This window comes from Arthrobacter sp. Y3221048, from assembly GCF_059092685.1.
The window spans coordinates 507,147-533,137 of record NZ_JBNHHX010000003.1; the positions used below are offsets into that span (position 1 = coordinate 507,147).

Annotated in this window: 24 protein-coding genes; 15 read left to right on the plus strand and 9 right to left on the minus strand. The window is 67.8% G+C overall.

What is annotated here, in order from left to right; translation table 11 throughout:
* The first annotated feature begins 84 nt into the window (after nucleotides 1-84).
* The 3 genes from AC5RVS_RS11170 (at nucleotide 85) to AC5RVS_RS11180 (ending at nucleotide 2,529) form a co-directional block, all read left to right on the plus strand.
* A complete protein-coding gene (locus tag AC5RVS_RS11170) occupies nucleotides 85-480 on the plus strand; it encodes a MerR family transcriptional regulator (protein WP_494108168.1) in 396 nt (131 codons plus the stop codon).
* 84 nt (nucleotides 481-564) lie between these two features.
* Nucleotides 565-2,136, plus strand: coding sequence for an FAD-dependent monooxygenase (locus AC5RVS_RS11175; RefSeq protein ID WP_494108169.1), 1,572 nt, complete (start codon nucleotides 565-567; stop codon nucleotides 2,134-2,136).
* Nucleotides 2,137-2,190: 54 nt separating this feature from the next.
* The gene (locus tag AC5RVS_RS11180) at nucleotides 2,191-2,529 is read left to right on the plus strand and encodes a GYD domain-containing protein (protein WP_493987808.1); all 339 of its coding nucleotides are present in this window, start codon (nucleotides 2,191-2,193) and stop codon (nucleotides 2,527-2,529) included.
* On the opposite strand, the gene AC5RVS_RS11185 is transcribed toward AC5RVS_RS11180, so the two are convergent.
* The 3 genes from AC5RVS_RS11185 to AC5RVS_RS11195 form a co-directional block, all read right to left on the minus strand.
* On the minus strand, nucleotides 2,513-3,517 hold the full coding sequence (locus AC5RVS_RS11185; protein WP_494108170.1) for a universal stress protein: 1,005 nt from the start codon (nucleotides 3,515-3,517) through the stop codon (nucleotides 2,513-2,515). The two genes, AC5RVS_RS11180 and AC5RVS_RS11185, sit on opposite strands and share 17 nt — an antisense overlap.
* Nucleotides 3,518-3,630: 113 nt before the next feature.
* On the minus strand, nucleotides 3,631-4,974 hold the full coding sequence (gene nhaA, locus AC5RVS_RS11190; protein WP_494108171.1) for a Na+/H+ antiporter NhaA: 1,344 nt from the start codon (nucleotides 4,972-4,974) through the stop codon (nucleotides 3,631-3,633).
* 102 nt (nucleotides 4,975-5,076) lie between these two features.
* Nucleotides 5,077-5,484, minus strand: coding sequence for a hypothetical protein (locus AC5RVS_RS11195; RefSeq protein WP_493987805.1), 408 nt, complete (start codon nucleotides 5,482-5,484; stop codon nucleotides 5,077-5,079).
* A 329-nt stretch (nucleotides 5,485-5,813) separates the two neighbouring features.
* On the opposite strand from AC5RVS_RS11195, the gene AC5RVS_RS11200 reads away from it, so the two are divergent.
* Nucleotides 5,814-7,418 carry a stealth conserved region 3 domain-containing protein gene (locus AC5RVS_RS11200; RefSeq protein ID WP_493987804.1) on the plus strand — a complete coding sequence of 535 codons (1,605 nt, stop codon included), beginning with the start codon at nucleotides 5,814-5,816 and terminating at the stop codon, nucleotides 7,416-7,418.
* A gap of 8 nt (nucleotides 7,419-7,426) precedes the next feature.
* On the opposite strand, the gene AC5RVS_RS11205 is transcribed toward AC5RVS_RS11200, so the two are convergent.
* On the minus strand, nucleotides 7,427-8,341 hold the full coding sequence (locus AC5RVS_RS11205; protein WP_493988235.1) for a phosphodiesterase: 915 nt from the start codon (nucleotides 8,339-8,341) through the stop codon (nucleotides 7,427-7,429).
* A 113-nt stretch (nucleotides 8,342-8,454) separates the two neighbouring features.
* Entirely contained in the window at nucleotides 8,455-9,114 is a 660-nt protein-coding gene (locus AC5RVS_RS11210) for a pentapeptide repeat-containing protein (protein WP_494108172.1), read from the minus strand.
* A 136-nt stretch (nucleotides 9,115-9,250) separates the two neighbouring features.
* On the opposite strand from AC5RVS_RS11210, the gene AC5RVS_RS11215 reads away from it, so the two are divergent.
* Together AC5RVS_RS11215 and AC5RVS_RS11220 are read left to right on the plus strand one after the other, a co-directional pair.
* A complete protein-coding gene (locus AC5RVS_RS11215; RefSeq protein ID WP_494108173.1) occupies nucleotides 9,251-10,258 on the plus strand; it encodes an NAD-dependent epimerase/dehydratase family protein in 1,008 nt (335 codons plus the stop codon).
* A 462-nt stretch (nucleotides 10,259-10,720) separates the two neighbouring features.
* The gene (locus AC5RVS_RS11220; protein WP_494108174.1) at nucleotides 10,721-11,482 is read left to right on the plus strand and encodes a FadR/GntR family transcriptional regulator; all 762 of its coding nucleotides are present in this window, start codon (nucleotides 10,721-10,723) and stop codon (nucleotides 11,480-11,482) included.
* On the opposite strand, the gene AC5RVS_RS11225 is transcribed toward AC5RVS_RS11220, so the two are convergent.
* The 4 genes from AC5RVS_RS11225 to AC5RVS_RS11240 all read right to left on the minus strand — a co-directional run bounded on the left by AC5RVS_RS11225 (nucleotide 11,466) and on the right by AC5RVS_RS11240 (nucleotide 15,490).
* Nucleotides 11,466-12,521, minus strand: a complete 1,056-nt coding sequence (locus AC5RVS_RS11225) for an L-idonate 5-dehydrogenase (RefSeq protein WP_494108175.1) — start codon at nucleotides 12,519-12,521, stop codon at nucleotides 11,466-11,468. The two genes, AC5RVS_RS11220 and AC5RVS_RS11225, sit on opposite strands and share 17 nt — an antisense overlap.
* Before the next feature lie 110 nt (nucleotides 12,522-12,631).
* Nucleotides 12,632-13,405, minus strand: coding sequence for an SDR family oxidoreductase (locus AC5RVS_RS11230; protein WP_494108176.1), 774 nt, complete (start codon nucleotides 13,403-13,405; stop codon nucleotides 12,632-12,634).
* Between the two features lie 61 nt (nucleotides 13,406-13,466).
* Entirely contained in the window at nucleotides 13,467-14,873 is a 1,407-nt protein-coding gene (locus tag AC5RVS_RS11235) for a GntP family permease (RefSeq protein WP_494108177.1), read from the minus strand.
* An 86-nt stretch (nucleotides 14,874-14,959) separates the two neighbouring features.
* Nucleotides 14,960-15,490: a gluconokinase gene (locus AC5RVS_RS11240; RefSeq protein ID WP_494108178.1), complete on the minus strand. Its 531-nt coding sequence runs from the start codon at nucleotides 15,488-15,490 to the stop codon at nucleotides 14,960-14,962.
* Nucleotides 15,491-15,748: 258 nt separating this feature from the next.
* Here AC5RVS_RS11240 and AC5RVS_RS11245 point away from each other — a divergent pair, with 258 nt between their 5' ends.
* The 9 genes from AC5RVS_RS11245 (at nucleotide 15,749) to AC5RVS_RS11285 (ending at nucleotide 25,991) form a co-directional block, all read left to right on the plus strand.
* Nucleotides 15,749-16,027, plus strand: coding sequence for a DUF3040 domain-containing protein (locus AC5RVS_RS11245; RefSeq protein ID WP_493987796.1), 279 nt, complete (start codon nucleotides 15,749-15,751; stop codon nucleotides 16,025-16,027).
* Nucleotides 16,028-16,324: 297 nt separating this feature from the next.
* Nucleotides 16,325-17,995 carry a thiamine pyrophosphate-dependent enzyme gene (locus AC5RVS_RS11250; protein WP_493988234.1) on the plus strand — a complete coding sequence of 557 codons (1,671 nt, stop codon included), beginning with the start codon at nucleotides 16,325-16,327 and terminating at the stop codon, nucleotides 17,993-17,995.
* Nucleotides 17,996-18,183: 188 nt separating this feature from the next.
* Nucleotides 18,184-18,756, plus strand: a complete 573-nt coding sequence (locus tag AC5RVS_RS11255) for a hypothetical protein (protein ID WP_493987795.1) — start codon at nucleotides 18,184-18,186, stop codon at nucleotides 18,754-18,756.
* 74 nt (nucleotides 18,757-18,830) lie between these two features.
* A complete protein-coding gene (locus AC5RVS_RS11260) occupies nucleotides 18,831-19,382 on the plus strand; it encodes an RNA polymerase sigma factor (RefSeq protein WP_494108179.1) in 552 nt (183 codons plus the stop codon).
* Complete coding sequence (locus tag AC5RVS_RS11265) at nucleotides 19,379-20,161, plus strand: hypothetical protein (RefSeq protein WP_494108180.1); 783 nt, start codon at nucleotides 19,379-19,381, stop codon at nucleotides 20,159-20,161. Before AC5RVS_RS11260 ends, AC5RVS_RS11265 begins: the two co-directional genes overlap by 4 nt.
* Before the next feature lie 145 nt (nucleotides 20,162-20,306).
* Nucleotides 20,307-22,079, plus strand: a complete 1,773-nt coding sequence (locus tag AC5RVS_RS11270) for an alkaline phosphatase D family protein (protein ID WP_494108181.1) — start codon at nucleotides 20,307-20,309, stop codon at nucleotides 22,077-22,079.
* A gap of 77 nt (nucleotides 22,080-22,156) precedes the next feature.
* The gene (glsA, locus tag AC5RVS_RS11275; RefSeq protein WP_494108182.1) at nucleotides 22,157-23,971 is read left to right on the plus strand and encodes a glutaminase A; all 1,815 of its coding nucleotides are present in this window, start codon (nucleotides 22,157-22,159) and stop codon (nucleotides 23,969-23,971) included.
* A 161-nt stretch (nucleotides 23,972-24,132) separates the two neighbouring features.
* Nucleotides 24,133-24,777 (plus strand): ABC transporter permease, encoded by a 645-nt coding sequence (locus AC5RVS_RS11280; RefSeq protein ID WP_493987790.1) that lies wholly within the window; start codon nucleotides 24,133-24,135, stop codon nucleotides 24,775-24,777.
* The gene (locus AC5RVS_RS11285; RefSeq protein WP_493987789.1) at nucleotides 24,774-25,991 is read left to right on the plus strand and encodes an ABC transporter ATP-binding protein; all 1,218 of its coding nucleotides are present in this window, start codon (nucleotides 24,774-24,776) and stop codon (nucleotides 25,989-25,991) included. The genes AC5RVS_RS11280 and AC5RVS_RS11285 overlap by 4 nt, the downstream gene beginning before the upstream one ends.

Here is a 25,991-nt window from a genome sequence, read left to right on the forward strand (position 1 = left end):
GAACAAGAATCGCCTCGATAATGGTTACAACCCTAACCTGACGTGAGGGTAGAGTTGTAATCGGGCGATCAGGGAGGTTGGACCATGGACAAGCACGAAGGTACCGCGTCCGGCACCCGTACGATGCACATCGGCGAACTAGCCGATGCCACGGGACTGTCGCTGCGGACCATCCGCCACTACGACGACATCGGGCTGCTGCCGGCCACCACGCGCACCGAGGGCGGCTTCCGGGTCTACACCCAGTCGGATCTGGACCGCTTATTGATCATCCGCTCCATGAAACCGCTGGGCTTCACCTTGGACGAGATGGCCGAGCTTTTGGAAATCATCGATGTCTTATCATCCGACGGTGCCGCTCATCCCGCCGAGCGCGGACTCTTGCAGGACTACATCCGGCGTGCGGACGAAAAGCGCACCAAGCTCGCCCTGAACCTGGCCCGGGCCGACGAGTTCATCAGCGACCTGCGCGGGCGGTAACTGCCGGCGGTCCCGTCCGTTCCGGCCGGCCTCCCCTGCCGCCGGAACTTCGCCAGCGGTAACCTCGGAGGAGGAGGTACCGCCATGGCAGCCGAACTCCAAACCGATGTGCTGATTGTCGGGGCAGGTCCCACCGGCCTGATGCTCGCCAACTGGCTGGCCAAGCTGGGCGTCGACCACATCATCGCGGACGGCAAGTCCGGCCCCACGAGGGAATCCCGGGCCCTCGGAGTGCAGGCCCGCAGCATGGAAATCTACGACCAGCTGGGCGTCGCCGGCACCGTCATGGCCGAAGGTGTCCTCGCCGAAGCGGTGGTCATCGGCTTCGGCACGAAGCCGCGCGGCAGGGTCCCGCTGGGCCGGATGGGCCGCGGGATCACACCGTTCCCGGGCATCATGTTCTACGAACAAAGCAAGAACGAGGAGTTGTTGCTGAAGAACCTGCACGCACTCGGCGGCGAGGTGCTGTGGGAGTGCCGGCTGGGCGCCCTGGACATCGCGGACGGCAGCCACCTTGACCACCCCGTCAGGGCGCAGCTGACGAGCCCTGGAGGCGAGGCATCGGTCCGCGCCCGCTACTGCGTGGGCACCGACGGTGCCTCGTCAACCGTGCGGACCAGCCGGGGTATCGGGTTTAAAGGCTCCACCAGTCCGCACACCTTCTTTGTTAATGACGCCACCGAGGTCCGCGGCCTGTTCGGCGATGCGGTCAATATCCGCGCGGGCGTGGACGAGTTCCTGCTGGCGTTTCCCATGAGCGGTCCCGGCCACCTCCGGCTGATCGGCGTGGTCCGCGACCCGGAGGGCGGCACGCCGGGGCTGGCCAACGACGGCGGTGCGGACGTCTCCGAGGAGCCTCTCCGGGAGCGCTTGGCCCAGAAGTTCGACGTCGGCTACGGCGCCTCGAACTGGTTCTCCACCTACCGCGTGCATCACCGGATCGCCGCCCAGTTCCGCAACGGCCCGGTCTTCCTCGCCGGGGACGCGGCACATGTCCATTCCCCCGTGGGTGCCCAAGGCATGAACACCGGCCTGCAGGACGCCCACAACCTGGCCTTCAAGTTCGCCGATGTCCTCGCCGGCCGGGCCGCGGACTCCTACCTCGACCGTTACGAGGCCGAACGGCGGCCGGTCGCGGTGCGGCTGCTGCAAAGCACGGACCGTGTATTCGCCTTCATCACATCGACGGCGCCCTGGGCACTGGCCGCCCGGAGGTCGGTGCTGCCGTTCCTCATTCCCGTAGTGGCGCGGGTGGTGCCCCGGTCCTCCGGTGCCTCTCGGTTGTTCGGCTATATATCGCAGACCCGGATCCATTACTGGATGGCCCCGGGTGCCAAGGAAGCGGCGCGGGGCCGGCGGGGCCGTGTCGTGGGACGGCGGCTGCCGTACACCGGCGGTAACTTCGACGTCCTGCGCAGCCTCCACTGGCAGGTGCATTCGTACGGAGATCCGGGCGCCGTCGTCGTCAATCATGTGGAGGCGGCGCTGGGGCTTTCGATGCACGTGCTGCCGCGGAACGAAAACAAGAAGCTCGATCCTGAGCAGCTGTACCTGGTGCGGCCTGACGGCTTCGTGGCAGCGCAGTCCCTGCCCAGCCACGCCGTTGCCACGTTCGCCCAGGCACTGAGGCGCGGACGCCGTTCTGCCAAGGTGTGAGCCAACGCCTGCTCCGCACCCATCCAGGGCCGGACACGTTCGAAAGGAAAGCCAATGGTGCTGTATCTATCGAAGTTCAGCTACACCCCGGAGACCTGGGCCAGAATGATCAACAACCCGGAGGACCGGGGGAAAGCGGCCAAGGCCTACATCGAATCCGTCGGCGGGAAACTGCACGGCTTCTGGTACGCCTTCGGCGCGCACGACGGCTACAGCGTGTGGGAGGCCCCGAACAACGTCTCCATGGCCGCCGTCGCGCTGGCCATCAGCGGGGGCGGTGCGCTGAGCTCCTTCGAAACAACCGTGCTGCTGACCATCGATGAAACCATCGACGCCCTGCGAATGGCCGGAGAGGTCCGCTACCGGGCTCCCGGCGTCACGGGGTCCGGCTGAACTCCACACCCTTGGGCACCACCATCATGGGGCAGAGGCCATGATGCAGTACCGCCTGGCTGACCGATCCCAGCAGCAGGCCCGGGAATCCGCCGTGGCCGCGCGTCCCCAGCACCATCAGTTGGGCCGTGCGGGTGGCGTGGACCAGGACTTCCGCGGGCTTGGCCAGATAGAAGTTCCAGCTCGCATCCAGGTCCGGGTAGCGGCCGCGGACCTCCCGCAGCAGGCCGTCCAGCTCGGCGGCGACTTCCTCGCGGAACCGGTGGGCCCCTTCGGCGTGGTCCAGCCAGACCGAATCGCGGTAGAAGGGCGCCCGGGACGAAAGCATTCGCAGCGGGACGGCACGCCGGCTGGCTATTTCGGCCGCCGCCCACAGGGCGGGGTTCGAGCTGCCCGACTGGTCGACGCCGACCACCACCTGCCCGGCGTAGCTGAACTGTTCGGAGGCATCCGGCGGATGCAGCCCCCGGTCCGCTCCCTCCCGCGGCGACGGCAGCAGCCAGGGCACCGGTCCGTCGGGCAGTTCGGCGGCGGCATCCCGGGAGACCTCTGCCGCCGTCGCGCCCGGTTTCCAGCGCTGCGGCACCACCACCGTGGGGCAGGCGCCGTGGGCCGCCAGTCCCGAGGAGACACTGCCCAGCAGCCGGCCCGCGAAGCCGCCGCGGCCGCGCTTGCCCACCACGGCCAGTCCGGCGGAAGCGGATTCGTCCACCAATACTTCGCTCGGGTCCCCGGCCATCACGTGCCCTTCGGCCTGGAGTCCCAGCGCTCCGGCGCGGTCAAGCGCTGCCTGCAGCACCCCTTCCCCGCCGCGCCGGGCGGAGGCCAGATACTGGTGGTCCACCTGCGGATCGTCCACGCCCGCGGTTGAAACGACGGTGACCAGCCGCACCGGCCAGCCGCGGGACTGGGCCTCGAACAACCCCCAGTCCAGTGCCCGGGCGCTGGATTCCGAGCCGTCGAACCCCACCAGGACGACCTCTTCCATGCCTCCACCCTAGGGGACGGCGGCGCGGGTGAGTAGGGGCAGCGCGGGCCGGTGGCCGTGCCGGCGCGGCAGCAGATGGGAAGCCGCGCCGGCGGTGCCGAAGCCCGGTGTGGCTATGCCGTGCCCTCTTGGTAGACGTCCGGAATGCCGTCGTGGTCCGCGTCGACCTGTTCTTCGGCATGGATGCGTCGGTAATGCCGGTTGCGGGCGCGCAATACCACCGCTGCCACCAACGCGGCCAGCAGGGACGCTGCGAGAATCGCCACCTTGGCGTGGTCGTTGGCCGGCGTGCCGAGTCCAAAGCTGAGCTCGGCCACCAGCAGGGAGACGGTAAAGCCGATGCCGGCCAGCATGGAGATGCCCAACAGGTCGACCCACTTCATCGCCTTGTCCAGCTCCGCACGGGTCACCTTGGTCATCAGCCACGTGGTGCCGACGATGCCGATCGGCTTGCCGAGCACCAGGCCGGCGATGACGCCAATCGCCACCGGATCGCCGAGGGCCGAGACAAACCCATCAACCCCACCCACGGCGACGCCGGCGGAGAAGAACGCGAAGACCGGGACCGCGAAGCCGGCGGAAACGGGCCGGACCCGGTGTTCGAAGATCTCGGCGAGCCCCGGTCCCGCTTCCGGTCCGCCGCTGGCCTTGCTGCGCAATACCGGGACGGTGAAGCCGAGCACCACGCCCGCGATGGTGGCGTGGATGCCGGAGGCATGGACCAGGGCCCAGGCCACGATGCCGATGGGCAACAGGACCGCCCACAAAGCCGCCTGATGCTTCCCGAAGAACCTGCGGAACTTCTGGGCCAGGAAGGCGTAGAGCGCGATGGGGATCAGGGCCAGCAGCAATGCCGGCACCTCGATCTCACTGGTGTAGACGAACGCAATGATGGCGATGGCGATGAGATCGTCCACGACGGCCAGCGTCAGCAGGAAAATCCGCAGCGCGCTGGGCAGGTGCGACCCGATGACGGCCAGGACCGCCACCGCAAAGGCGATGTCCGTCGCCGTCGGGATGGCCCAGCCGCGGATGGTCTCCGGACTGCCCCAGTTGATGGCTGCGTAGATGACAGCGGGAACAACCACACCGCCAATGGCGGCCGCTACCGGCACCATGGCCTTCCGCGGGCTGCTGAGGTCCCCCGCGACGAACTCGCGTTTGAGCTCCAGCCCCACCAGGAAGAAGAACACCGCCAGGAGCCCGTCGGCGGCCCACGCACCGAGGCTCAGCTCCAGGTGCCAGGGCTCGTAGCCGATGGTGAAGTCGCGCAGGGCGAAGTAGCTGTCTGCGGCGGGCGAGTTGGCCCAGATCAGGGCGATGACGGCGGCGGCCACCAAGAAGGCACCGCCCACGGTTTCCTTCCGCAGGATCTCGCCGATTCGCAGCGCTTCGGCATAACTTCCGCGCCCCAACACCTTGGGTTTGGCGGACGATTCAGGGGTCTTGGCTGCCACAGCGGCTCCTCACGGGTCGACAATAGAACTTGCCGACCAGACTTCCCGGCGCACCGGGTTTCACCCTACCCGCGCATGCAGCGAGAGCAAAAGCCGGCCCGGCTAGCCCCCGGCCAGGACCATGGCCAACAGCCCGACAACGGCGGACAGCACACCGACGGCGGTGAGGATCTTGCCCAGCAGCAAGACCGTCCGGCCCGGCCGCTCCGGTTCGGATACCTGCCAGCGGTCGGGCCGCCGTGCGTCGTAGAAGACCAGCACGTCCGACCCGGCGGCCACCTCGGCGCCCGTTCCGGTCGGAAAGACGCCCTCCAGGAAACCGTGCCGGGTGTCGAACCAGCGCACCCCGCGGCGCCGGCCGTCGTCGAACGCGACGCCTTCGGCGCTGTGCCAGCGGGTCCCGGCCAGGCGCAGCACAGCGGCCACGAACAGCAACAACAGGCCGGGGACCAGGGCAGCCCACGTCAGCACTTCGGACACCAGTCCGATCGACGCGGCAAGATCTGGCATGCACAGATCGTATGCCACCTTGGGCATGCAGCGGGGAAAATGCTGCTGAACTTTGCACGGCCGGGAGCGCCAAGACAACGACGGCGGAGCCGGCAGGCTCTGCCAGGGTGCCGTACCGGAACGTTTTTTGCCGACCGGTCGCGTCTTTGCGCCGCGGGCAGGCGCAACTGCATGTACCGTCAAAGGGTGGCCTGCCGCGGACGATCCGCGGCAGCCCTCATTTCGTTGCGGCAGCGCCTGTAACGCCCGACACCCACGTCCTACCATTGGTGACATCAGCCCTTTAACCGGCTGTCGCCACCATTCTCCGGAGGTTTTTTGTGACCAGCATGCCTGCTGTGCAGGACGCGTTCTACGCCGAGCCCGAACCCGACCTCGCACCCGAGTCGACGGTCGAGATAGCCTCGCCCGCCGCCGTCGTACGCCTCACGCAGCGCCCCGACGTGGTCATGGTCAAGGGCGGTTACGCACTGGTCAACACCACCCTGACGCCGCACCAGGCCATGGTGGAGGACCTGCTGTTTGTCCGCAGGGTGCTGGACGAGGCGCAGATTCCCTACCTGCTGGTGCGCGGCAACGATGCCCGCCCGGTGGTGGCGGTGAACTGGGAGAAGCGCGACGAACTGCGCGCGGCGCTGGTGGCCGCCTGCGCCGATGAGCCGTTCTATTCGCTGACCGTGGACGCGAAGAAAAAAACGGCGAGGCTGGTGGCCGACGGGGAGCTCGCCGATGGCGACCAGGCGCGCGCCTTCCGGCTGTACCGGCCCCGGATCGAGCCGACCGGCGGGCTGCGGTACGGCCAGGGCACGGGTGTGCAGGTGGAGCTGTGGCGGTGGGAGAACGATTTGATCCACTTGCCGATCGAAAACTCGCTGACGCGCCGCACCCTGCCGGCCGGGGAGGCAGTGCGCGGCGAAGTGGAGCGCTACGGGCACCGCTGGCCCACCATCGAGAACATGTTCGCCGACCACGCCACGGACATCGACTTCGAAATCGACATCGTCTTCTCCTGGGTGGACGGAAACAACGCGGAGTACCGGCGCTACCGGAACAGTTTCATGGAGCACGCCGTGGTTGGTGAGGGCGACGACGCCGATGCCCGGTTCCGCCAGATCGACGAATTGCGGTACGCGCTGCGCTCGGTCTACATGTTCGCGCCCTGGATCCGGCGCATCTTCATCTGCACGGACTCGCCGCTGCCGGCGTGGCTGGACGCGGAGCACCCGGACATCCAGGTGGTGCGCAGCGAGCAGCATTTCCGCGACCCGTCGGTGCTGCCGGTGTTCAACTCGCAGGCGATCGAGGCGCAGCTGCAGCACATCGAGGGACTGGGCGAGCACTTCCTGTACTCGAATGACGACATGTTCTTCGGCCGGCCGGTGGGTCCGGACATGTTCTTCTCTCCCGGCGGCATCACCAAGTTCGTGGAGGCAGACACCCGGATCGGGCTCGGCGACAACCACCTGGACCGTTCCGGTTTCGAGAACGCCGCCCGGGTAAACCGCATGCTGCTGCACGACCGCTTCGGCAGGATCACCACCCGGCACCTGGAACACTGCGCCGCGCCGCTGCGCAAATCCGTGTTGCTGGAGATGGAGGAAGAATTCGCCGAGGAGTTCAAGACGACGGCGGCCAGCCGCTTCCGGGCCAAGGACAACATCTCGGTGACCAACTCGCTCTACCACTACTATGCGCTGCTGACCGGCCGCGCGGTGACCAACCCCGGCGCCAAGGTCACGTACGTGGACACCACCATGTACTCGGGCCTGAAGCAGCTGGAGAAACTGCTGCAGAAACGGAACAGGGACTTCTTCTGCCTTAACGACGGCAGCTTCCCGGAGGTCCCGGCCGAGGAACGCCAGCGGGTGGTCACGGACTTCCTGGCCCGCTACTTCCCGCTCCGTGCGCCGTGGGAGAAACCCCCGGCGTCGTAATTTCCCGGTTAGTGGTGCGCCGGCACCCGGCCCGGCCGCACGGCATCGGGAATGCTGACGGCGGCGGCCTCGAGCAGCTGCCTGGTCTGCTCCGCGGTGACCTGGCGGCCCACCGGCAGGCCTCCGCGCGCCGGAACCACGGAATGGACCACGGTCTCCTCGTAGACGTGGACCATGTTGTAGGCCTGCGCGGCGTCGCGGCCGCGGGTGCTGCCCGCGTCGGCGGCTAGGTCCTGGGTGTAGCACGTGGCGGAGGCAACGGACACCGGGATGCCGGCAACCGTGGCCGTGGTGGAATAGTGCAGGTGGCCGGCGATGATCGACTTCACGTCGCTGCCCCGCAGCACCTCGGCCAGTTGGGCCTGGCCGCGCAGTTCCACCAGCACGGACAGGTCCTGCACGCTCGGCACCGGCGGGTGGTGCATGGCCAGGATGGTCCCGTGCGGCGCAGGTTCGGCCAACTCGTCGGCCAGCCACTGGAGCTGCTCGTCCTCCAGCCGGCCGTAGTGCGCCCCGGGCACGGTTGAGTCCAGGGTCATCACGCGCAGGCCGTTGACGTCGTAGACCCGGTCGAGCGGCTCGGAGCCGCCGGGCTCGTCCAAAAGCATGGTTTTCAGCCCGGCACGGTCGTCGTGGTTGCCCATGGCCCAGATCACCTGGGCTCCCAGCCGGACGGCTGCCGGCTCGACGATCCGGCGGAGCCTTCCGTAGGCTTCCGGTTCGCCCTTGTCGGCCAGATCGCCGGTAAATACCAGGGCTTCGGGCCGGGAGCCGGAGTCTTCCAGATCCTCGAAGATCTGCTCCAGCTTCGCTTCGCTGTCCACCGCCCCGTACAGCCGGCCGTCGCCGCCCACTAAATGGGTGTCGCTGATGTGAAGTAAGAAATGGTTTGGCCGTGGATGCTCGGCCTGACGGAAGTCCATCATCTACCTTCTGTTGTTCGCCGGACGCGTGCTGTCCAGTCCACTACAGACCATCCAAACAGAAAAAAGCTGAACTGTGGATTAATTCGGTGCGGCAATTCCGTATATTGCGGCTAAGTTTTTTCCACGATCCCAAAATGGGCGGCGAACAGCGGGGCGAGTTCACTGATCTGGGTGGGGGTCATTGCCGCCCCGCGCAGGCCTTCCAGCCCCGCCAGTTCCCGAATCTCCAGGCCGCGCAGGTCGACGTGCTTCAGCTTCGCCCCGGTCAGGTCGAGCCGGCCGACGCGGCTGTCTTCGAAGGCCACCCGGCGACCGGTCGCGCCGCCCAGATCCAGTTCGTCCAGGATGCAGCCGGCAAACACGACATCTTGAAGTTCGGCTCCGCGCAGGTTCACATACCCAAGTTTGCAGTTGCGGAATTCCACCGACTCCCACCCGGATTCGTAGACTTCGGCCGAGCCGAGCCGTGAACCGTCGATCACCACCCGACGGAAGCGCGAGCGCGGCGCACTGAACTCCGGGACATTCAACCGCTCGAATGTTACGTCCACGAAACCGGCAGAACGCAGATCCACCCTGTCCGCGGAAACATCCAGGAATTCGCACTCCGTGCAGGAGGCACCGGCCAGCCGGAGGCCGTCCGCTTCCGCCCCCGCAAACCGCTTCCCGGCCACGCGCACCTCGGGAACCAAGGCTGATGTCTGCCCGGGAGACAGATCCCCCAGGTCCGGTGCGTCGAGGCGCGGCGTGAAGTCGTCGGGTTTAGCCATCTACGGAGCATAGACACAGTTCCGGACACAGGGCGCCCCGGCCTATAGGGGGTTTGAGCACGAATCCGTGCGGTTCTCCCTGCTTTAGGCGAACAACCGGTGCGCGGAGTCCCTCGGACGGTGTTCCATGGGCAGCATGCATCTACTCGTCCTGGGCGGCACAGCCTGGTTGGGACACGAAACCGCCGCCGCGGCGCTGCGCCGCGGCCACCGGGTCACCTGCCTGGCCCGCGGAACATCGGGGTCCGCTCCGGCCGGGGCTCGACTGGTCGGCGCGGACCGGGATGCCCCGGACAGCTTGGACACGGTCGCGGGCCAGCACTGGGATGCCGTGCTCGACGTCTCCCGGCAGCCGGGCCAGGTTCGCCGCGCTGCGGCCGCGCTGGCCGGCACGGCGGAGCACTTTGTCTTCGTGTCCTCCTGCAGCGTCTACGCCGACCACGGCACCCCGGGCGCCGACGAAACCGCCGGGTTGCTGCCGCCTTTGGCCTCGGACGTGATGACGTCTCCGGACGTCTACGGCGAGGCGAAGGCCGCCTGCGAGCAGGCGGTGCGGCGGGCCTTCGGCCCCGACCGCAGCCTGATCGTCCGACCGGGCCTCATCGCCGGTCCGGGTGATATCACCGACCGCACCGGCTACTGGCCCCTGCGTTTCGCCCGGCCCGTGGCCGAGGACGGCGCCGTGCTGGTTCCCGACGCGCCGGAGTTGGGCGCCCAGGTCATCGACGTCCGGGACCTCGCCGCCTGGCTCATTGCCGCAGCCGAACAGCAACTGGCCGGCGAGTTCAACGCGGTGGGCGACGTGCTTCCGTTGGCCGAGCACCTTGAAACCGCGCGCCGGGTCGCGGGCCATACCGGGCCGGTCCTGTCCCTAAACCAAGAGGAACTGGCAGCGGCCGGCGTCAACCCCTGGGCCGGCGAGTGCTCCTTGCCGCTCTGGCTGCCGCTGCCCGAGTTCGCCGGCTTCGCCTCCCGCAGCAACGCCGCCGCCAAGGCAGCCGGCCTGGCTTTGCGCCCGCTGAAGGACACACTGGCCGACACCTTGGCGTGGGAGCTGGCGGCCGGCGCCGACCGTCCGCGTAAGTCCGGCCTGGCGCCGGACGACGAGCGCCGGCTGCTGGCCATCGCGCACCCCCGCTCCTGAGGGTCCGGGCCATGGACAGCGGGAACGATCCTTGAGACGCCCGGGACACAGTTGTAGCGTGGCAGGCAGCAGGCCTATCGCACCGCTGCCCAAGGAGGCACGCCGTGACAATTCCACCGCCGCCGGAGCCGGCACACGACCCGAACGAGCCGGGGCCCAGGCATCCGTTCCCGCCGGAGCCGAACCCGGATCCCTTCGCGCCGCCCACGCCCGAACGGCCGGAGCCGAGTCCGGATCCCTACGCGCCGCCAACGCCCGAACGGCCGGAGCCGCCGCCGGACCCGGGGCCACAGCCCCTTCCGCCGCAACCGCAGCCCGGCCCCTTCCCCGACCCGGGGCCGATCCTTCCTCCGCGAAGGCCCTAGCATCCTGCCTGTTGGCCTCGGCAACGTCCGCAACACAGCCGGGTTCGCTCGCCCGGCCACCATAGAATGAACGCGTGACCGCTACCCTTCTGCGCGCATGAGTTCGCGCCTGCACAGCCTCGTCATCGAGACGCTCGGCAAGCGCATCGTCTCCGGTGAACTGGCGGCGGGTGCCACCGCGCATGCCGAGCAGTTCGAGGTCGAGCTCGGCGTTTCCCGTTCCGTGATGCGCGAGGCCGTGCGCGTGCTGCAGTCCCTGGGGCTCGTTGAGTCGGTCAAGCGCATCGGCATCCGCGTCCTGCCGCCGGAGCATTGGAACAAGTTCGACCCCTCGGTGATCCGGTGGCGCCTGGCCGGGGACGGCAAGGGCGTCCAGCTCCGCTCGCTGACCGAGCTGCGCTCCGCCGTCGAACCGGCTGCCGCCGAGCTGGCCGCGCAGCATTCGCCGCAGGAAATATCGGCAGAGCTCATGGCCGTCGCGGCGAGGATGCGGGCGGTGGGACGCGCCGGCGACCTGCAGCAGTTCCTGGAACTGGACATCCACTACCACACCCTGGTGCTGGCAGCCTCCGGCAACGAGATGTTCGCGCAGATGCACTCGATGATCGCCGAGGTGCTGCGTGGCCGCACCCATTACGGGCTGATGCCCGCGCACCCGCACGAAGAAGCGCTGCAATTGCACGTCGACGTCGCGGACGCCATCCAGTCCGGCCGCCCGGAAGCGGCCCGGGCGGCCATGGACCAGATCATGCGGCGGACGGTCGAGGAAGTGCGCAGCGTCTGGGAGTCCGAGCCGCGACTGTTCGAAGCCGCCGGCGCCACCGTGGCCGCCGCCCCGGCGCCTACTCCGCGTCGCTGAACCGCAGCAGCACCTTGCCGCTCTGTGACGAGTCCCGCGCCATGCCGAACGCCTCCAGGGCCTCGGCCGCGGCGTATTCGTGCGTCATCACGGGGTCCGCGTAGAGGGAACCGTCGGCCAGCGCCGCGATCACTTCGTCGATCTCGTCGTTGAAGCGGAAGGAACCCACCAGCTCGAGCTCGCGGGTGATCGCCAGCGAGATCAGCGCAGGCTGCTCACCCGAGGGCAGCAGTCCCACCATCACCACGCGGCCGCCCCGGGCCGCACCGCGCACGGCCGACGCCAGCCCGTAATGGTTGCCCGACGACTCCAGGCAGATGTCTGCTTCGACCCCGGCGATCGCCTCGGCATCGGTCGCCAGCAGCGTGCGGCTGGCACCGACTTCACGGGCGATGTCCAGCGGCTTCTCGTGCATGTCGACGGCGACGATCTCGGCCGCGCCGGCCCGCTTCAGCACCGCGATAATCAGGGCGCCGATCGGGCCGCAGCCGATGACCAGCGCGCGCTTGCCGGCCACGTCTCCGGCGCGCGCGACGGCATGCCAGGCCACGCTGGCCGGCTCCACCAGGGCGGCCCGCCGCAGCGGCAGTTTGGCGGGCAGCTCCCGCAGCATCCGCGTGGGCAGGTTGACGTAGCGGGCGAACGCGCCTTCGGTGTGCGGGAAACGTGCGGCGCTGCCCAGGTACGTGCAGCCCGGCGAGAGGTTCGGGCGGTCCTCCGGATACCTGGATCCGTCACCCGGTCCGGGCGTCGCCGGATGCACGGCGACGGCGGTGCCCGCCGCCGGTCCGCTGCCATCGGCGGCCGCCGCCGCCACGGTACCCACCACTTCGTGGCCCAGCAGCATCGGTGCTTGCAAAATGGATTCGCCGGCAGCGCCGTGCTGCCAGTAGTGCAGATCGGACCCGCAGATGCCGCCGTAGGCAATCTCGACCACGGCTTCGTCGGGCCCGGCCGGCGCGAGCGCGACCGGTTCGACCCGCAGATCACCGGCCGCGTGGGCCACAACGCCGAGGGACTGTGCTGGGAGGGAAGTCATGGAAAATGCCTTTCAGTGGTGCTGCAAAACTACGACGGCGATGGTCCGCCTTGGGTGCCTGCGCCGGCCGGCCTGGGGACCGAGGCCAGCGGCGCAGACGGTCAGACGGGTCAGACGACGGTGGTCATGCCGCCGTCGATAAACACCACCTGGCCGTTCACGAAGTTGGAGGCGTCGGAGGCCAGCCAGATGGCCGGTCCCACGATGTCCTCCACGGTGCCCCAGCGGTGCGCCGGGGTGCGGCCCAGGATCCACGTGTTGAACGCCTCGTCGTCCACCAGCTTCTGGGTCATCTCGGTGTGGATGTAGCCCGGGGCGATCGCATTGATCTGCAGTCCCTGGCTGGCCCACTCGGCGGTCATCGCCCGGGTCAGGTTGCGGATGCCGCCCTTGGACGCCGTGTACGGGGCGATGGTCGGACGGGCCAGGTCGGCCTGGACGGACGCGATGTTGATGATCTTCCCGGCACCGCGTTCGATCATGTGCCGCGCGGCCTCGCGGCCCACCAGGAACGCGCTGGTCAGGTTGGTGCGCAGCACGCGCTCCCAGTCGTCCACGTCCAGGTCCAGCATCGGCACCCGGTGCTGGACGCCGGCATTGTTGACCAGCACCCACAGGGGGCCCACTTCGCGCTCGACCCAGGCCACGCCGTCGGCCGCCGCCTGGGCGTCGGTGACGTCGAAGGCCCCGGCAAAAATACGGTCCCCGCCGAACTCGGCGGCCAGTTCCGCGCGGGTGCCTTCCAGCCGTTCCTCGTCCAGCCCGTTGAGCACCACGACGGCGCCCGCGGCGGCGAGCCCGCGGGCGATCGCCTTGCCGATCCCGCGGCTGGAGCCGGTCACCAGCGCCACACGGGAGGAAATGTCGAACAGGTTCATAGTCATTTACTCTCCAAATGCGGACGGGACGGCCGCAGCCGCCCCGTCCATGTTGTCCAAGGTTGTACTAGAAGTTCGTGGCGACCAGGTAGATGGCCAGCGCCAAGACAAAGCCGACGATGCCCACCAGCGCCTGGCCCACGGTCCAGGTCTTCAGCGTGGTCTTGGTGTCCATCTGGAAGAACCGGCTGACCAGCCAGAAGCCCGAGTCGTTCACGTGGCCGGCGAACACCGAGCCAGCGGCCAGCGCCAGCACAATCGCAGCCAGTTCCACCGGGTTGAACTCGGGGTTGCCCATCACGACCGGCTGGACCAGCGCGGCCGCGGTGGTCAGCGCCACCGTTGCGGAGCCCTGCGCCACGCGGACGACGGCGGCGATTACGAAGCCGGCCACGATGATCGGCAGGCCGATGGCGTCCAGCGACTCCGCGATCGCGTTGCCGATGCCGCTCGAGCGCAGCACGCCGCCGAACATACCGCCGGCGCCGGTGATCAGGATGATCGAGCAGACCGGGCCCAGTGCGCTGTCCACCACGGTCTCGACGAGGCTGTGCTTCTTGCCCTGGCGGTGGCCCAGCAGCCACATGGCCAGGAGCACGGTGATCAGCAGCGCGACCGGGGTCTCACCCAGCGTGCGCAGGATCTGCACCCAGGTGTCCTCAAGCGAGACAACCTCGGCGGTAGCGAGCATGTTCAGGCCGGTGTTGAGGAAGATCAGCAGCAGCGGCAGCAGCAGCAGGAAGAAGATGGTGCCCAGCTTCGGGGAGGAGCGGAATTCGTTTTCCACCGAACCCTTCGGGGCATCGAGGATGTCCGGCACGGCGATGTTGAACCGGCGGCCCAGGAAGTGGCCGAACAGGTAGCCCACCAGGTACCAGGTGGGAATAGCCACCACGAGGCCGAGGATCAGGACCAGTCCGACGTCGGCGCCCAGCAGGCCGGTGGCGGCCACGGGACCCGGGTGCGGCGGCACGAAGATGTGCATGACGGAGAAGGCGGTGGCGGCGGGGAACGCATAGGTCAGCAGCGATCCGCCCAGGCGTCGTGCCACGGTGAAAATTATCGGCAGCATGACGACCAGGCCGGCGTCGAAGAAGATCGGGAAACCGAACAGCAGCGACGCCACGGAGAGCGCCAGCGGAGCACGCTTCTCGCCGAACTTGTTGATCAACGCCTGCGTCATGACGTCCGCGCCGCCGGAGACCTCCAGCATGCGGCCGAGCATGGCGCCCAGGCCGACCAGCAGGGCCACGCTGGCCAAGGTTCCGCCGAAGCCGCCCAAGAGGGTCGGCATAATGTCTGCGGCCGGAACGCCGGTCGCCACCGCGGTGAGCAGGCTGACAATAATCAGCGACAGGAAAGCGTGCACGCGGAACCGCATGATCAGCACCAGCAGCAGCGCGATGGCTGCTACGGCGACAAGCAGGAGGCCCGCCGTGCCCAACGTCCAGTTGAGCTCGAGTTCGGTCATCATTGTCCTTCGTTGTATCGGACGGTCGTCCGATGGGTTATCGGTTTAACCGTTTCAGTTGTGTTTCAGTTGCTTCCCGCCAGCCGGCGCTAACTGCCCGCCGAGCCCGCCGGGTCCCGCAGGTAGTTCTCCACCAGCACGGCGATCTCCTCGGGCGAATCGGTGACGGAGACCACAAGCCCCGCCTCGTCCTCGCCGAGCGGTTCCAGCGTCTGGAACTGCGAATCCAGCAGCGTCGGGGGCATGTATTCGTGGTCGCGCCCGCTGATCCGCTCGGCAATCAGTTCCTGGCTGCCGGTGAGGTGGATGAACCGGGCCTGCGGCGCGAAGGAGCGGATGAGGTCGCGGTAGCTGCGCTTCAGCGCCGAGCATGCGACAACGGCGGTGGTTCCGTCCGCCAGTTTGCCTGCCATGACGCGGCCGATGGCGCTCAGCCAGGGCTCGCGGTCGGCGTCGGTCAGCGGGTGGCCCGAGGCCATCTTTTCCTTGTTCGCCTCGCTGTGCAGGTCGTCGCCGTCGACGAACTCCACGCCCAGGTGCTTGGCGACCGCGCTGCCCACCGTAGACTTTCCGCATCCTTGGACGCCCATGACCACCAGCGGGGGATATTGCAGAGACATGGTCAGAACTCCTCAGACGCTCCATTACATCTGATTTGGTGACCAATCTCTCGTCAATAAATCAGATTTATCCGGATCAAGGTACCACTGGCCGAGAGGCTCCAGCAAAACCGCCCCGAACCGCCGCCCTGCCGGTAACAAATCGGCCTTCGCTTGGCCCCAGCCCATACCCCCGGCGGGCATCCCGAGGCTACATTTGTCTTATACGGTGTCCGGCGCGGCACCAGCTGCGGCGCCGCGGAGCCCGAGGAGGTCGGAATGTCCTTATCGGATGAAGAACGGCAGCGCCTGGACAGGCTGGGGCAGCAACTGGAGAATGACGACCCCCGCCTGGCCCGTTCCCTGTCTGCCCGTGGCGTGATGGTCTTCGGCCACATTGTCGGTGCGGCGACCCTGCTGGCCCTGGCCGGCGCACTCCTGCTGTTCATCGGCATAGCGGGAAATGCGCTGGTTCTGGCCATGCTGGGACTGATCTGCCTGGCGGCGGGCGCCATCCGCGGCTGCGCCGATTTCGTGTCCCGCCACCGCCACGTGTGAGAACGGTCGCGGCAGACACCCCTGGCCTGAAACAGGAACCCCCGCGCGGGTCCGCACAGCCGTGCCGGTGCTCCGGAGGGCGCTGCCGGAGGTCCGCTTAGATTGCACGCCCCGACCCGCAGATGCGAACCACGTCACTTTCGTTACCTCGCCATGTCACAGGGACGCTGCCATAACACACCTCATCATGTACTTTTGCTCAAGCGCGTTCATCGGGAACCGTGCACCCGCACGAGAAGAATGCCGCGGACGAGTTCGATTCAAAGGTGAAAGAGGTCTCCTGTGACACAGGATCAAATGGAAGCGGTCGCAGTCGCAGCGCAGCAGCAGCAGCCGGTCCGCAAATCGGCGGGGCATATCATTGTCGATTCATTGATGGCGCACGGGGTCGAACGAACGTACGTGGTTCCCGGCGAGAGCTACCTGGAAGTGCTGGACGGACTCCACAATTCCAGCATCGACACCATCGTCTGCCGCCATGAAGGCGGCGCGGCCTACATGGCCGAGACGGACGGAAAGATGAACCAGCGGCCCGGCATCGCCATGGTCACCCGCGGACCCGGCGCGGCCAACGCGCATGTTGGCCTCCACACCGCCTGGCAGGACGCCACGCCCATGGTGCTGTTCGTGGGCCTGATCCCCTTCGAGCACCGTGACCGCGAAGCATTCCAGGAATTCGACATCAAATCCTGGTTCGATACCGGCGCCAAGCGGGTCATGGTGCTGGACCACCCCGAGCGGGCATCCGAGATCGTGGCCGAGGCCATGTTTGCTGCCATGAGCGGCCGACCGGGACCCGTCGTCGTCGGTCTCCCCGAGGATGTCATCCGCGAAGAAGTAGACGCCGCGCTGCACCCGGTCATCCCCGTCGCGCAGGGCGGCATGACGGTCACGGACTGGAAGGCGCTGAAGTCCGCGCTCAAGGAAGCCGAGAAGCCGCTGTTCGTGGTCGGCGGCAATGACTGGACCCAGGAAGGGTCCAGCGCACTCACGACCTGGCTCGAAGAGCACCACATTGCGGCGGCCGTCGAATGGCGTTGCGAGGGCACCATCCCCTTCGATTCCCCCTCCTATGTGGGCCCGATCGGCTACGGCCGGCCGAAGCCCACCTACGACCTGCTCGAGGAAACCGACCTGCTGGTCTTCGTCGGCACGGTCCCGGGCGATGTCATCACCGACGGCTTCCTGGTCCGGCAGGATTGGTCCAAGAAGAACTTCCTGGTCACCATCGACCCGTCACTGCGGGGCCGCTCCGGCCCCGTCTCCTACCAGATCGTGGCCAAGCCCGACGTCTTCGTCCGCGACCTGGTCATGATGGACTTGCCGCTGAAGGACGAGTGGAAAGACTTCACCCAGCGCATGCGCGGCGAGCAGGTCAAGTTCGCCGCGCTGCCGCCGGCCGAGCCCACCGACGGGCCGGCGCGGATGGACACCATGATGGCCAACCTGGTCGCGGGCCTGCCGCGCGACGCCATGGTCACCCTCGGCGCCGGCGAGCACACTAACTGGGCGCACCGCTACTTCCCCACCCACGACTATGCCTCCATGCTGTCGGCACGCAACGGTTCCATGGGCTACTCCGTTCCCTCGGCCATCGCCGCCTCGCTGGCCCACCCGGGACGTCGCGTGGTGACCATCGCCGGCGACGGCGAGTTCCTCATGAACGGCCAGGAACTGGCGACCGCCGCCCAGTACGGTGCCACCCCGCTGGTCATCGTCATGGACAACCAGGAATACGGCACCATCCGCACCCACCAGGAACGCTGGTACCCCGAGCGCATCTCCGGCACCCAGCTGAAGAACCCCGACTTCGCCTTGATGGCCCAGGCCTTCGGCGGCTTCGGGGTGAAGGTGGAGCAGGACGCCGATGTACCTGCCGCGCTCGCGGCCGCGCTGAAGGCCATCGACGAGGACAAGACCTTTGCGCTGATCCATCTGGTGGTTGAACAGCGGGTCAAGGCCTACTGATTCCGATATCCGGTCGAAGCCGGTGGCCGGGGCGTGATGCCCCGGCCACCGGAATTTCCCGTGACAAAGTTTCTCCCGAAATATCACGAAAGCGTAACCTTTCACCCTCGTCCGTCGATTAGGCAGGTGTAAGGGCGCGCCGCGGTGGCAGCACCGCAGCCGTGCCGAGCAACCTTTTGAGGAGATCCATGTCGAACCGTTTCCGCACCCTGAGCCTGCCCGCCAAGGGAGCCGCCTTGGCCGCCGTCATCGCCGTCGGAGGCGCCGGAGCAGCCGTGGCAGCACCCGCCTTGACCGCCGTCGGCGGTTCGGAGACCGCCGTCACCACTGACGCAGTCCCGGCCACCCCGGCCGTCCCCGCCAACGAGGGTGAGATCGCAGTCCCGGCCATCCCTGCCACCCCCGCTGTGCCGGAAGTCCGGTCCGCAGCCGCAGGCGACGCCGAGGCCGACGTCACCGCCGGCGTAGACGGAGCAGAGGCTGACGCAGCGCTGGGTGCAGAGGCCGAGGCCGGCACCGAGGAGAACGGTGCAGCCGCCGAGCTGCGTTCGGGTGCCGCCGTGGCTCCGGCTGTCCCGGCGACCCCGGCCCTCCCGGGTGCCGACGGCGTGCCTGCTACACCGGCCGTCCCTGCCGTCCCGGAACTGCCCGTCACCGCCAACGCGGAGGCCCAGGCCGCCATCGACGCCCGCACGGAAGCCGCGGAAACCCGCGCCGAGCTCCGTGGTGCGGCTTCAGTCAAGGTAGAAGCCGGACAGTAATTCCCGCAGTACCGGGTGCGGCGCCTACACTGGTGGCGCCGCACCCGTCGCCCGCTGTCTGAAAGAACGTCGACTTGCCCCAATCACTCTCCGACGACATCGTGCTCGCGGCGCAGTCCGGAAATGCAGATGCGTTCAGCGAGATCTACGCCGCCTTGGCTCCCGGGCTGGATGGTTACCTGAAGGTTCGCGGCTTGGAAGACCACGAAGGCGCCGTGCAGGAGGTATTCCTCGCCCTCTTCTCCCGGATCCAGTCGGTGAAGGGCGGATTCCAGGGGCTGCGGACGCTGGCTTTCTCCATCGCCCATGCCCGCTACGTAGACGATGTCCGGCGCCGGGCCCGCCAGCCAGTGCTCTCGCCTTACGACCCGGATGCCGATGCCCGCGCGGTGGCCTCCGCCGAAACAACTGTCCTGGCTACGCTCGCCGAGAGCGATGTCGGACGCCAGCTCAAAGAGCTGAAACCGGAACAGCAGGAAGTGCTGTTGCTGCGCGTGGTTGCCGACCTGTCGATCGAACAGGTTGCCGAGATCATGGGCCGGACCACCGGCTCCATCAAACAATTGCAGCGGCGTGCCCTGCTCAAACTCAAATCCGTTCTGGAAAGGAAGGAGGCCCTGGTATGAACATCGCAGAGATGTCCGACGACGACGCCGTCCGCCAGCTGCTGGACGAATCCGGGCTGGCTCCTTCTGCCCCGCTGGAGTCCTCGTTGCTGGCCCTCCGGGCCGCCGGGGAAGCCCCCGTCCCGGCTCCATCGCCCGAGGTGTTGGCCTACTTGACGCCGGCTGCCGGCGTGCAGGCCGCGGGCGCGCAGGTCGTGCCGCTGCGGCGTCGCCGCACGGTACGCGGCGCCCTGGTCCTCACGGCCGCGGTGGCCGCTACCGGGCTGGGAATGTCCGGCGTCGCGGCCGCCAATCCTGACTTCCGGGCAGCCGCGGACCAGGCCGTCCGGCACGTCGTCGGCTTCCTCGCCCCGTCCGACACCGGCCGGCAAGGTCCCTTGGACCACGGCGTGCCCGGAGTCCCCGCCGATGTCCCCGCTGTTGGCGAGGTTTCGGTTGAACAAGGCGGCTCCGGCTCGGCCGACACCGGAACAGGCTCCCCTGCCGGTCCCGCCGTCCCGGCAAGTCCTGCCGCCCCCGGGCCGCAGCCTGGGCCCCGGGCGGAGAAAACCCAGGGCTCCGATGATGCCGGCAGGGAGGGTGAGAAACGACCGCCGGGCAAGCCGTCCCGTGACGGGGTCCCCGCGGTGCCGCCGCTGGAGGGCGGGCTGCCCGAGCCGTCCCTGGGCCAACGCGACGGCAAGCCCGGCAAGGGCACCCCGCGGGAAGGCCAGGACCTGCCCGTCCCCGGTACCGGCCACCTTCCGGCGCTGCCGGCCGTCCCGTCACCGGAGCGCTAACCGGCCGCCGCCCGGCCCGGGAATAACGACGGCGATGCTCGCGGCGGTAACGAATCCCCCCGACACAGCCTCTTTCCGCAATCGGGCGATAGTGGCAGAGTTGCGCCAAGGGGACACCGTTCTGTCGGGACGGGCAGGAGGACTCATGACCGCATCGCCGCTGGTACTTGGACCGATGCTGCGCTACGTGGACCAGACGTCGGCCAGCATCTGGGTGGAGACCCGCGAAGCCGCCACCGTCGCCGTCGTGGTTCAAGGACGCAGCTGGCAGGCGGGCACGTTCTCCGTGCGCGGCCACCACTACGCGCTGGTCGAGGCGGAGGGGCTGGAGCCCGGGAGCATTACGCCCTATCGGGTCGAGGTTGACGGCGTGCCGGCCTGGCCGGAGCCGGAGTCGCCGTACCCGGACCCCGTCATCCGCACCCTCACGCCCGGACGCCCGCTCCGGCTGGCCTTTGGTTCCTGCCGCACCAGCGTAGAGCATGACGCGACCGGCAACAGGCAGCACGGCGTGGACGCGCTGCGGGCGTACGCGCTGCACCGCGCCGACGGCACGGCCCGGCCCGGGGACAGGGCCGGGACCGGAGGCGGGGATGGGACCCGCGCTGGAGCCTCGGACGGGGCAGGACCCGGTGCCCGCGACGGGACCGGGACGGAACCCGGCTGGCCGGACCTGCTGCTCTTTCTGGGCGACCAGGTCTATGCGGACGCGACGTCCGAGGCGATGCAGGAGTTCATCGGCGCCCGCCGCAACATCAAGGAACCCCCGGGCGAAGAGCTGAAGGACTACGCCGAGTACGCCCACCTGTACATGCTCGCGTGGTCGGACGGCGCCAACCGATGGCTGCTGTCCACGCTGCCCAGTGCGATGATCTTCGACGACCATGACATCCGCGACGACTGGAACGCCTCGCTGACCTGGCGGCGGCAGATGGAGAAGAAGCCCTGGTGGCATGGCCGGATCGTCGCAGGCCTCGCGTCCTACTGGGTCTACCAGCATTTGGGCAACCTGTCCCCGGAGCAGCGCGCCGAGGACGAACTGTGGCAGCAGGTGGTGAACCACCCGGGCGGCGGAGAACCGGACCTCACCGACGCGCTGGAGGCTTTCGCGGAACGGGCGGACCGGCAGCCGGACACCTACCGGTGGAGCTTCACCCGCGACATCAGCGGTTCACGGCTGGTCGTGCTCGACTCCCGCGCGGCCCGTGACCTGCAGCCGGAACGGCGGACCCTGCTGGACGAGGAAGAAATGGCCTGGCTGGACAGCCAACTCCAGGGCGGCTTCAAGCACCTGCTGATCGGGACCTCGCTGCCGTTCCTGCTCCCCAAGGGCCTGCACCACATCGAGTCCTGGAACGAGGCGCTCAGCGAAGGCGCCTGGGGCAAGCTGCCGGCGGCCGCCGGCGAACTGCTGCGGCGTGCCGTGGACCTGGAGCACTGGGCAGCCTTCCAGCGCACCTTCCGCGAGGTGGCAGCCTTGGTGCAGGAGGTGGCCGACGGCAAGCGCGGACCGGCGCCGGAGACCGTCACGTTCCTCTCGGGTGACGTCCACTTCTCGTACGTGACGGAGGTGGTGCGCGACTCGGGCAGCCGGATCGTCCAGGTCGTCTGCTCCCCCGTCCGCAACCCGCTGCCCCGCTTCCTGCGCTATTTCACCGCAGCCTTGTCCTATGGCATCGCCGCTCCGGTCGGCGCGCTCGTGGCCCGCGGCGCGAAGGTACCCAATCCGCCGTTCACGTGGAAGGGCCTCAAGCGGCCATGGTTCGACAACAACCTGGCCAGCCTGGAGGACTCCCCCGACGGCCTGAGGATCTGGTGGGAAAAGGGCGTGGTGAACGACGGCGACGATCTGCACCCGGGTCTGGAAGAGGTTGCCTCGGTGACCATCGCGCCGCAAAAGAGTCCGATTGCGCGATAGTCCGATGGCGCGATGAGCGGTGCGGCCAGGCCCGGCGGCTGTCCGGGGCGCGCCGTCCGCCCAATTACGCTGGTCATATGGAATCGCCGATCGACAGCTACCTGCACGCCTTGCACGCCGAGATCTCAGAGTTCCGCGACGGCACGCCGTACCTGGTTGGTCCTGCCTCCGCGGTGGTCAACCCGGACGACTTCGGGATCTGCCTCGCTACGGTGGACGGCTACGTCTACGAAGTGGGCACCACGCGCAAGGAATTCACGCTGCAGTCAATCTCCAAGCCGTTCAGCTACGCGCTCGCGCTGGCCGAGCTCGGGTTCGACGCGGTGGACGAAAAAGTGGATGTGGAGCCCTCCGGGGATCCGTTCAACGAGATCTCCCTCGCCGCCGGCACCGGACGGCCCGCCAACGCGATGATCAATGCGGGTGCGCTGGCTGTCACCGGGATGATCAAGGGCTCCGGCGGCAGGTCCGCGATCAAGCGGATCCTGAACACGTATTCGGAGTTCGCCGGCCGGAAACTGAAGAGCAGTCCGCGCGTGTTCGAAGCCGAGCTGCGCAACAGCGACCGCAACCACGCACTGGCCTACCTGCTGAGCTCGTTTGGCGTCATCGAGGACAACCCCACCACCGCGTTGGAGAACTACCTGCGGCAGTGCTCGGTGCAGGTGACCTGCAGGGACCTGTCCATCATGGCCGCGACCTTGGCCAACGGCGGCACCAACCCGGTCACCGGCAACCACGTCATGGACATCGGGCCGGTGGAACGGGTGTTGTCGGTCATGATGACCTCGGGCATGTACGACGACGCCGGAGACTGGGTCACCAACGTGGGGATGCCGGCCAAGTCCGGGGTGGGAGGCGGCACCTTGGCGGTGCTTCCCGGCCAGGTAGGGCTGGCGGTGTTCTCCCCGCCACTGGACGACCACGGCGGGTCGGTCCGCGGGATCGCCGTGAGCCGGCGGCTCTCCGAGGACATGGAGATGCATTTTGTCCGCTCGGCGCGGGCGGGGCGTTCCGCGATCCGCGCAAGCTACGACATCACCGTCGTCCCCTCCGGTATCCGCCGCACGGATGAGTCGGCCGAGGTGCTGCGGGAGAACGGCCATCGCGCGCAGCTCATCGAGCTCAACGGCGACCTGCTGTTTGCCGGCACGGAATCAATGGTCCGCGAGATCAGCTCGCTCCCGGACGATGTTGAGCTGGTGGTCCTGGACCTGCGCCGCGTAGATGAAATGGGCGGCGTGGCCCTGCGCATGTTCGCCCGCCTGGAGGAGCACCTGGCCGCGGACAACCGTGAACTTTTGCTGATCGATCCGGAGGACACGCTCGCCGGCGTCTTCGTCGACACCGGGCGGCCCGTGCCGGTCTTCGATACCCGCACCGGTGCCGTCGAGTTCTCCGAGAACCGCCTCATTGCCCGCTACGGAGATCCGCTGGGCGTGCCCGCCTCGGTGCCGGTGGAGCAGTCGCTGGCCCTGGGCACCCTGCACCCGGATGAAATTGTGGCCCTGGTGGAACGCATGGAGCCCGCGAAGTACGAAGACGGCGAGATCGTTCGGCGGGTTGGCCAGCGGTTTGGCGGGGTGTACTTCATTGTCTCCGGCCGGATCAGCACCATCGCCGCCGACTCGGAGGGACGGCGGGTCAAGCTGAGCACGCTCAGCGCCGGCATGACGTTCGGCGAACTCGCGCTCGGCAGCGAAGACCGGCAGGAAACCACCGAGAAAGCGGACGGCCCGGTGGAACTCATGGTGCTTTCGTCGGAGGCGATCGAGGAACTGGAGGAGCAGGACCCCAAGCTGGCGATGCGCCTGTGGAAGGCGCTCACCCGCGATGCCTACACACGGGTGGATCAGTTCCTGCGCGAAACAGCCGTCCGGATCCGCGACTGACCGTCCGCGGCGGCCCGCTCCCGGCGGCCGGATGGGCATCCGCGCGCGGGCATCAACTATAGTTACGGGCAGTCGTAGCATCTGCCACATCGGCACCAGAAACCACACCAGCCGCGGTCTCTCTGTGTCTTGTTCCCGGCAGAGGCTGCAGAAAGGAACGTGTGAACTTTTTCGAGTTTCTCGCGAAACGGGCCGACGACATGCTGGAAATGGGCATCGAGCATGCCGTCCTCGTGGGCGTCTCGGTCATGCTCGCCACCGTGATCGGGGTCGGCCTGGGCATCGCGACCTATCGGCATGAACGACCGCGCGAAACAGTCCTCGCGGTCACCGGTGCTTTCCTGACCGTTCCCTCCTTCGCGTTGTTCATCCTCCTCATCGGCCCGCTGGGCCTTGGCGCCCTGCCCGTGGTCGTCGCCCTCACGATGTATGGCCTGCTGCCCATTGTCCGCAATACCATCACCGGCCTGCGCGAAGTGGATCCTGCCATCGTGGAATCGGCCAAGGGCATGGGCATGAGCCGTACCCAGCGGCTGCTGAAGATCGAACTGCCCCTGGCGTGGCCGGTGATCATCACCGGCATCCGCGTCACCACCCTGATCCTGCTTGGCATCGCTGCCATCGGCGCGATCGTACTGGGCCCAGGCTACGGAGAGCTGATCTTTACCGGCCTGGCCCGCGTGGGCACGCCGGTGGCCGTGAACATGGTCCTGGCCGGCACCCTCGGAGTGGTTGTCCTCGCCATCCTGTTCGATCTGCTCTTCCACACCGTCCGCAAGCTGACTACCTCCAAAGGAATCCGATGACCGTATCCGACCATCAGACCCCCCAGCCCAGGCCGGTCAAGATCCGCCTACAGAACCTGTCCAAGAGGTTTCCCGGGCAGAAGGACAACGCGGTCGACGACCTGACACTGGACATCTACGAGGGCGAGATCGTGGTGCTGGTCGGCCCGTCGGGATGCGGCAAGACCACCACCATGAAGATGATCAACCGGATCATCGAGCCCACCTCCGGCCGGATCATCCTGGACGGTGAGGACGTCACCACCACCGACCCGGACCAGCTTCGCCGCCGCATCGGCTACGTCATTCAGCAAGTCGGCCTGTTCCCGCACATGACCATCGGCGAAAACGTGGCCACCGTGCCCAAGCTGTTGGGCTGGGACAACAAACGGATTTCCGCCCGGGTCGACGAGTTGCTGGACATGGTCAACATGCCGCCGTCGACCTACCGCAACCGCTACCCCAAGGAACTCTCCGGCGGACAGCGGCAACGGGTAGGCGTGGCACGTGCTTTGGGCGCAGACCCGGAAGTGATGCTGATGGACGAACCGTTCGGGGCCATAGACCCGATCACCCGAGACCGGCTGCAGAACGAATTCCTGCGCCTGCAGTCGGAGGTGCGCAAAACCATCGTGTTCGTCACCCATGACATCGATGAAGCAATCAAGATGGGCGACCGGATCGCCATCCTGCAGGACCGCTCCACGATTGCCCAATACGACACCCCGGAGCAGATCCTGACCGCCCCCGCCAATGATTTCGTCTCCGACTTCATCGGCAACGGCGCCTCCTTGAAGCGGCTGAACCTCAGCCGCGTGGCCGATATCGAGCTGACCCAGTGGCCGACCGTCCGGCTGGACACCCCGGCCGAGGATGCGCTGGAGCAGTTGCGGCGCACCGATCGCTCGGCGCTCCTGGTTCTCGACTACGCCGGGCGGCCCCGCCGCTGGGTAGGTGCGGACGACCTGCACCGCGCAGGCAGCCGCGCGCTGGACGAGGTGGGACTGCCGCCGGAAGCAATCCTGGAACCAAGGGCTACGCTGTCCGATGCGCTGAACGAACTCATCACCGCCCGCTACAGCGTGACGATCGTGGTGGACTCGCACGGTGTCTACCAGGGCGTGGTGGATATCGAACAGATCAACGAGGCCATCCGGGCCATGCGGGACACGGCTGTCGCTCGAGCCCGGGCCGGGCTGGGCGAGGTGGCCGAAGCCGTACAGGCGGGTGGCTGA

Bases quoted from the DNA above. Each gene is read 5' to 3' on its own strand.
- AC5RVS_RS11170 (WP_494108168.1), top strand. From the start codon at position 85: ATGGACAAGCACGAAGGTACCGCGTCCGGCACCCGTACGATGCACATC.
- AC5RVS_RS11175 (WP_494108169.1), top strand. From the start codon at position 565: ATGGCAGCCGAACTCCAAACCGATGTGCTGATTGTCGGGGCAGGTCCC.
- AC5RVS_RS11180 (WP_493987808.1), top strand. From the start codon at position 2,191: ATGGTGCTGTATCTATCGAAGTTCAGCTACACCCCGGAGACCTGGGCC.
- AC5RVS_RS11185 (WP_494108170.1), bottom strand. From the start codon at position 3,517: ATGGAAGAGGTCGTCCTGGTGGGGTTCGACGGCTCGGAATCCAGCGCC.
- AC5RVS_RS11195 (WP_493987805.1), bottom strand. From the start codon at position 5,484: ATGCCAGATCTTGCCGCGTCGATCGGACTGGTGTCCGAAGTGCTGACG.
- AC5RVS_RS11200 (WP_493987804.1), top strand. From the start codon at position 5,814: ATGCCTGCTGTGCAGGACGCGTTCTACGCCGAGCCCGAACCCGACCTC.
- AC5RVS_RS11205 (WP_493988235.1), bottom strand. From the start codon at position 8,341: ATGGACTTCCGTCAGGCCGAGCATCCACGGCCAAACCATTTCTTACTT.
- AC5RVS_RS11210 (WP_494108172.1), bottom strand. From the start codon at position 9,114: ATGGCTAAACCCGACGACTTCACGCCGCGCCTCGACGCACCGGACCTG.
- AC5RVS_RS11215 (WP_494108173.1), top strand. From the start codon at position 9,251: ATGCATCTACTCGTCCTGGGCGGCACAGCCTGGTTGGGACACGAAACC.
- AC5RVS_RS11220 (WP_494108174.1), top strand. From the start codon at position 10,721: ATGAGTTCGCGCCTGCACAGCCTCGTCATCGAGACGCTCGGCAAGCGC.
- AC5RVS_RS11225 (WP_494108175.1), bottom strand. From the start codon at position 12,521: ATGACTTCCCTCCCAGCACAGTCCCTCGGCGTTGTGGCCCACGCGGCC.
- AC5RVS_RS11230 (WP_494108176.1), bottom strand. From the start codon at position 13,405: ATGACTATGAACCTGTTCGACATTTCCTCCCGTGTGGCGCTGGTGACC.
- AC5RVS_RS11235 (WP_494108177.1), bottom strand. From the start codon at position 14,873: ATGATGACCGAACTCGAGCTCAACTGGACGTTGGGCACGGCGGGCCTC.
- AC5RVS_RS11240 (WP_494108178.1), bottom strand. From the start codon at position 15,490: ATGTCTCTGCAATATCCCCCGCTGGTGGTCATGGGCGTCCAAGGATGC.
- AC5RVS_RS11245 (WP_493987796.1), top strand. From the start codon at position 15,749: ATGTCCTTATCGGATGAAGAACGGCAGCGCCTGGACAGGCTGGGGCAG.
- AC5RVS_RS11250 (WP_493988234.1), top strand. From the start codon at position 16,325: ATGGAAGCGGTCGCAGTCGCAGCGCAGCAGCAGCAGCCGGTCCGCAAA.
- AC5RVS_RS11255 (WP_493987795.1), top strand. From the start codon at position 18,184: ATGTCGAACCGTTTCCGCACCCTGAGCCTGCCCGCCAAGGGAGCCGCC.
- AC5RVS_RS11265 (WP_494108180.1), top strand. From the start codon at position 19,379: ATGAACATCGCAGAGATGTCCGACGACGACGCCGTCCGCCAGCTGCTG.
- AC5RVS_RS11270 (WP_494108181.1), top strand. From the start codon at position 20,307: ATGACCGCATCGCCGCTGGTACTTGGACCGATGCTGCGCTACGTGGAC.
- glsA (WP_494108182.1), top strand. From the start codon at position 22,157: ATGGAATCGCCGATCGACAGCTACCTGCACGCCTTGCACGCCGAGATC.
- AC5RVS_RS11285 (WP_493987789.1), top strand. From the start codon at position 24,774: ATGACCGTATCCGACCATCAGACCCCCCAGCCCAGGCCGGTCAAGATC.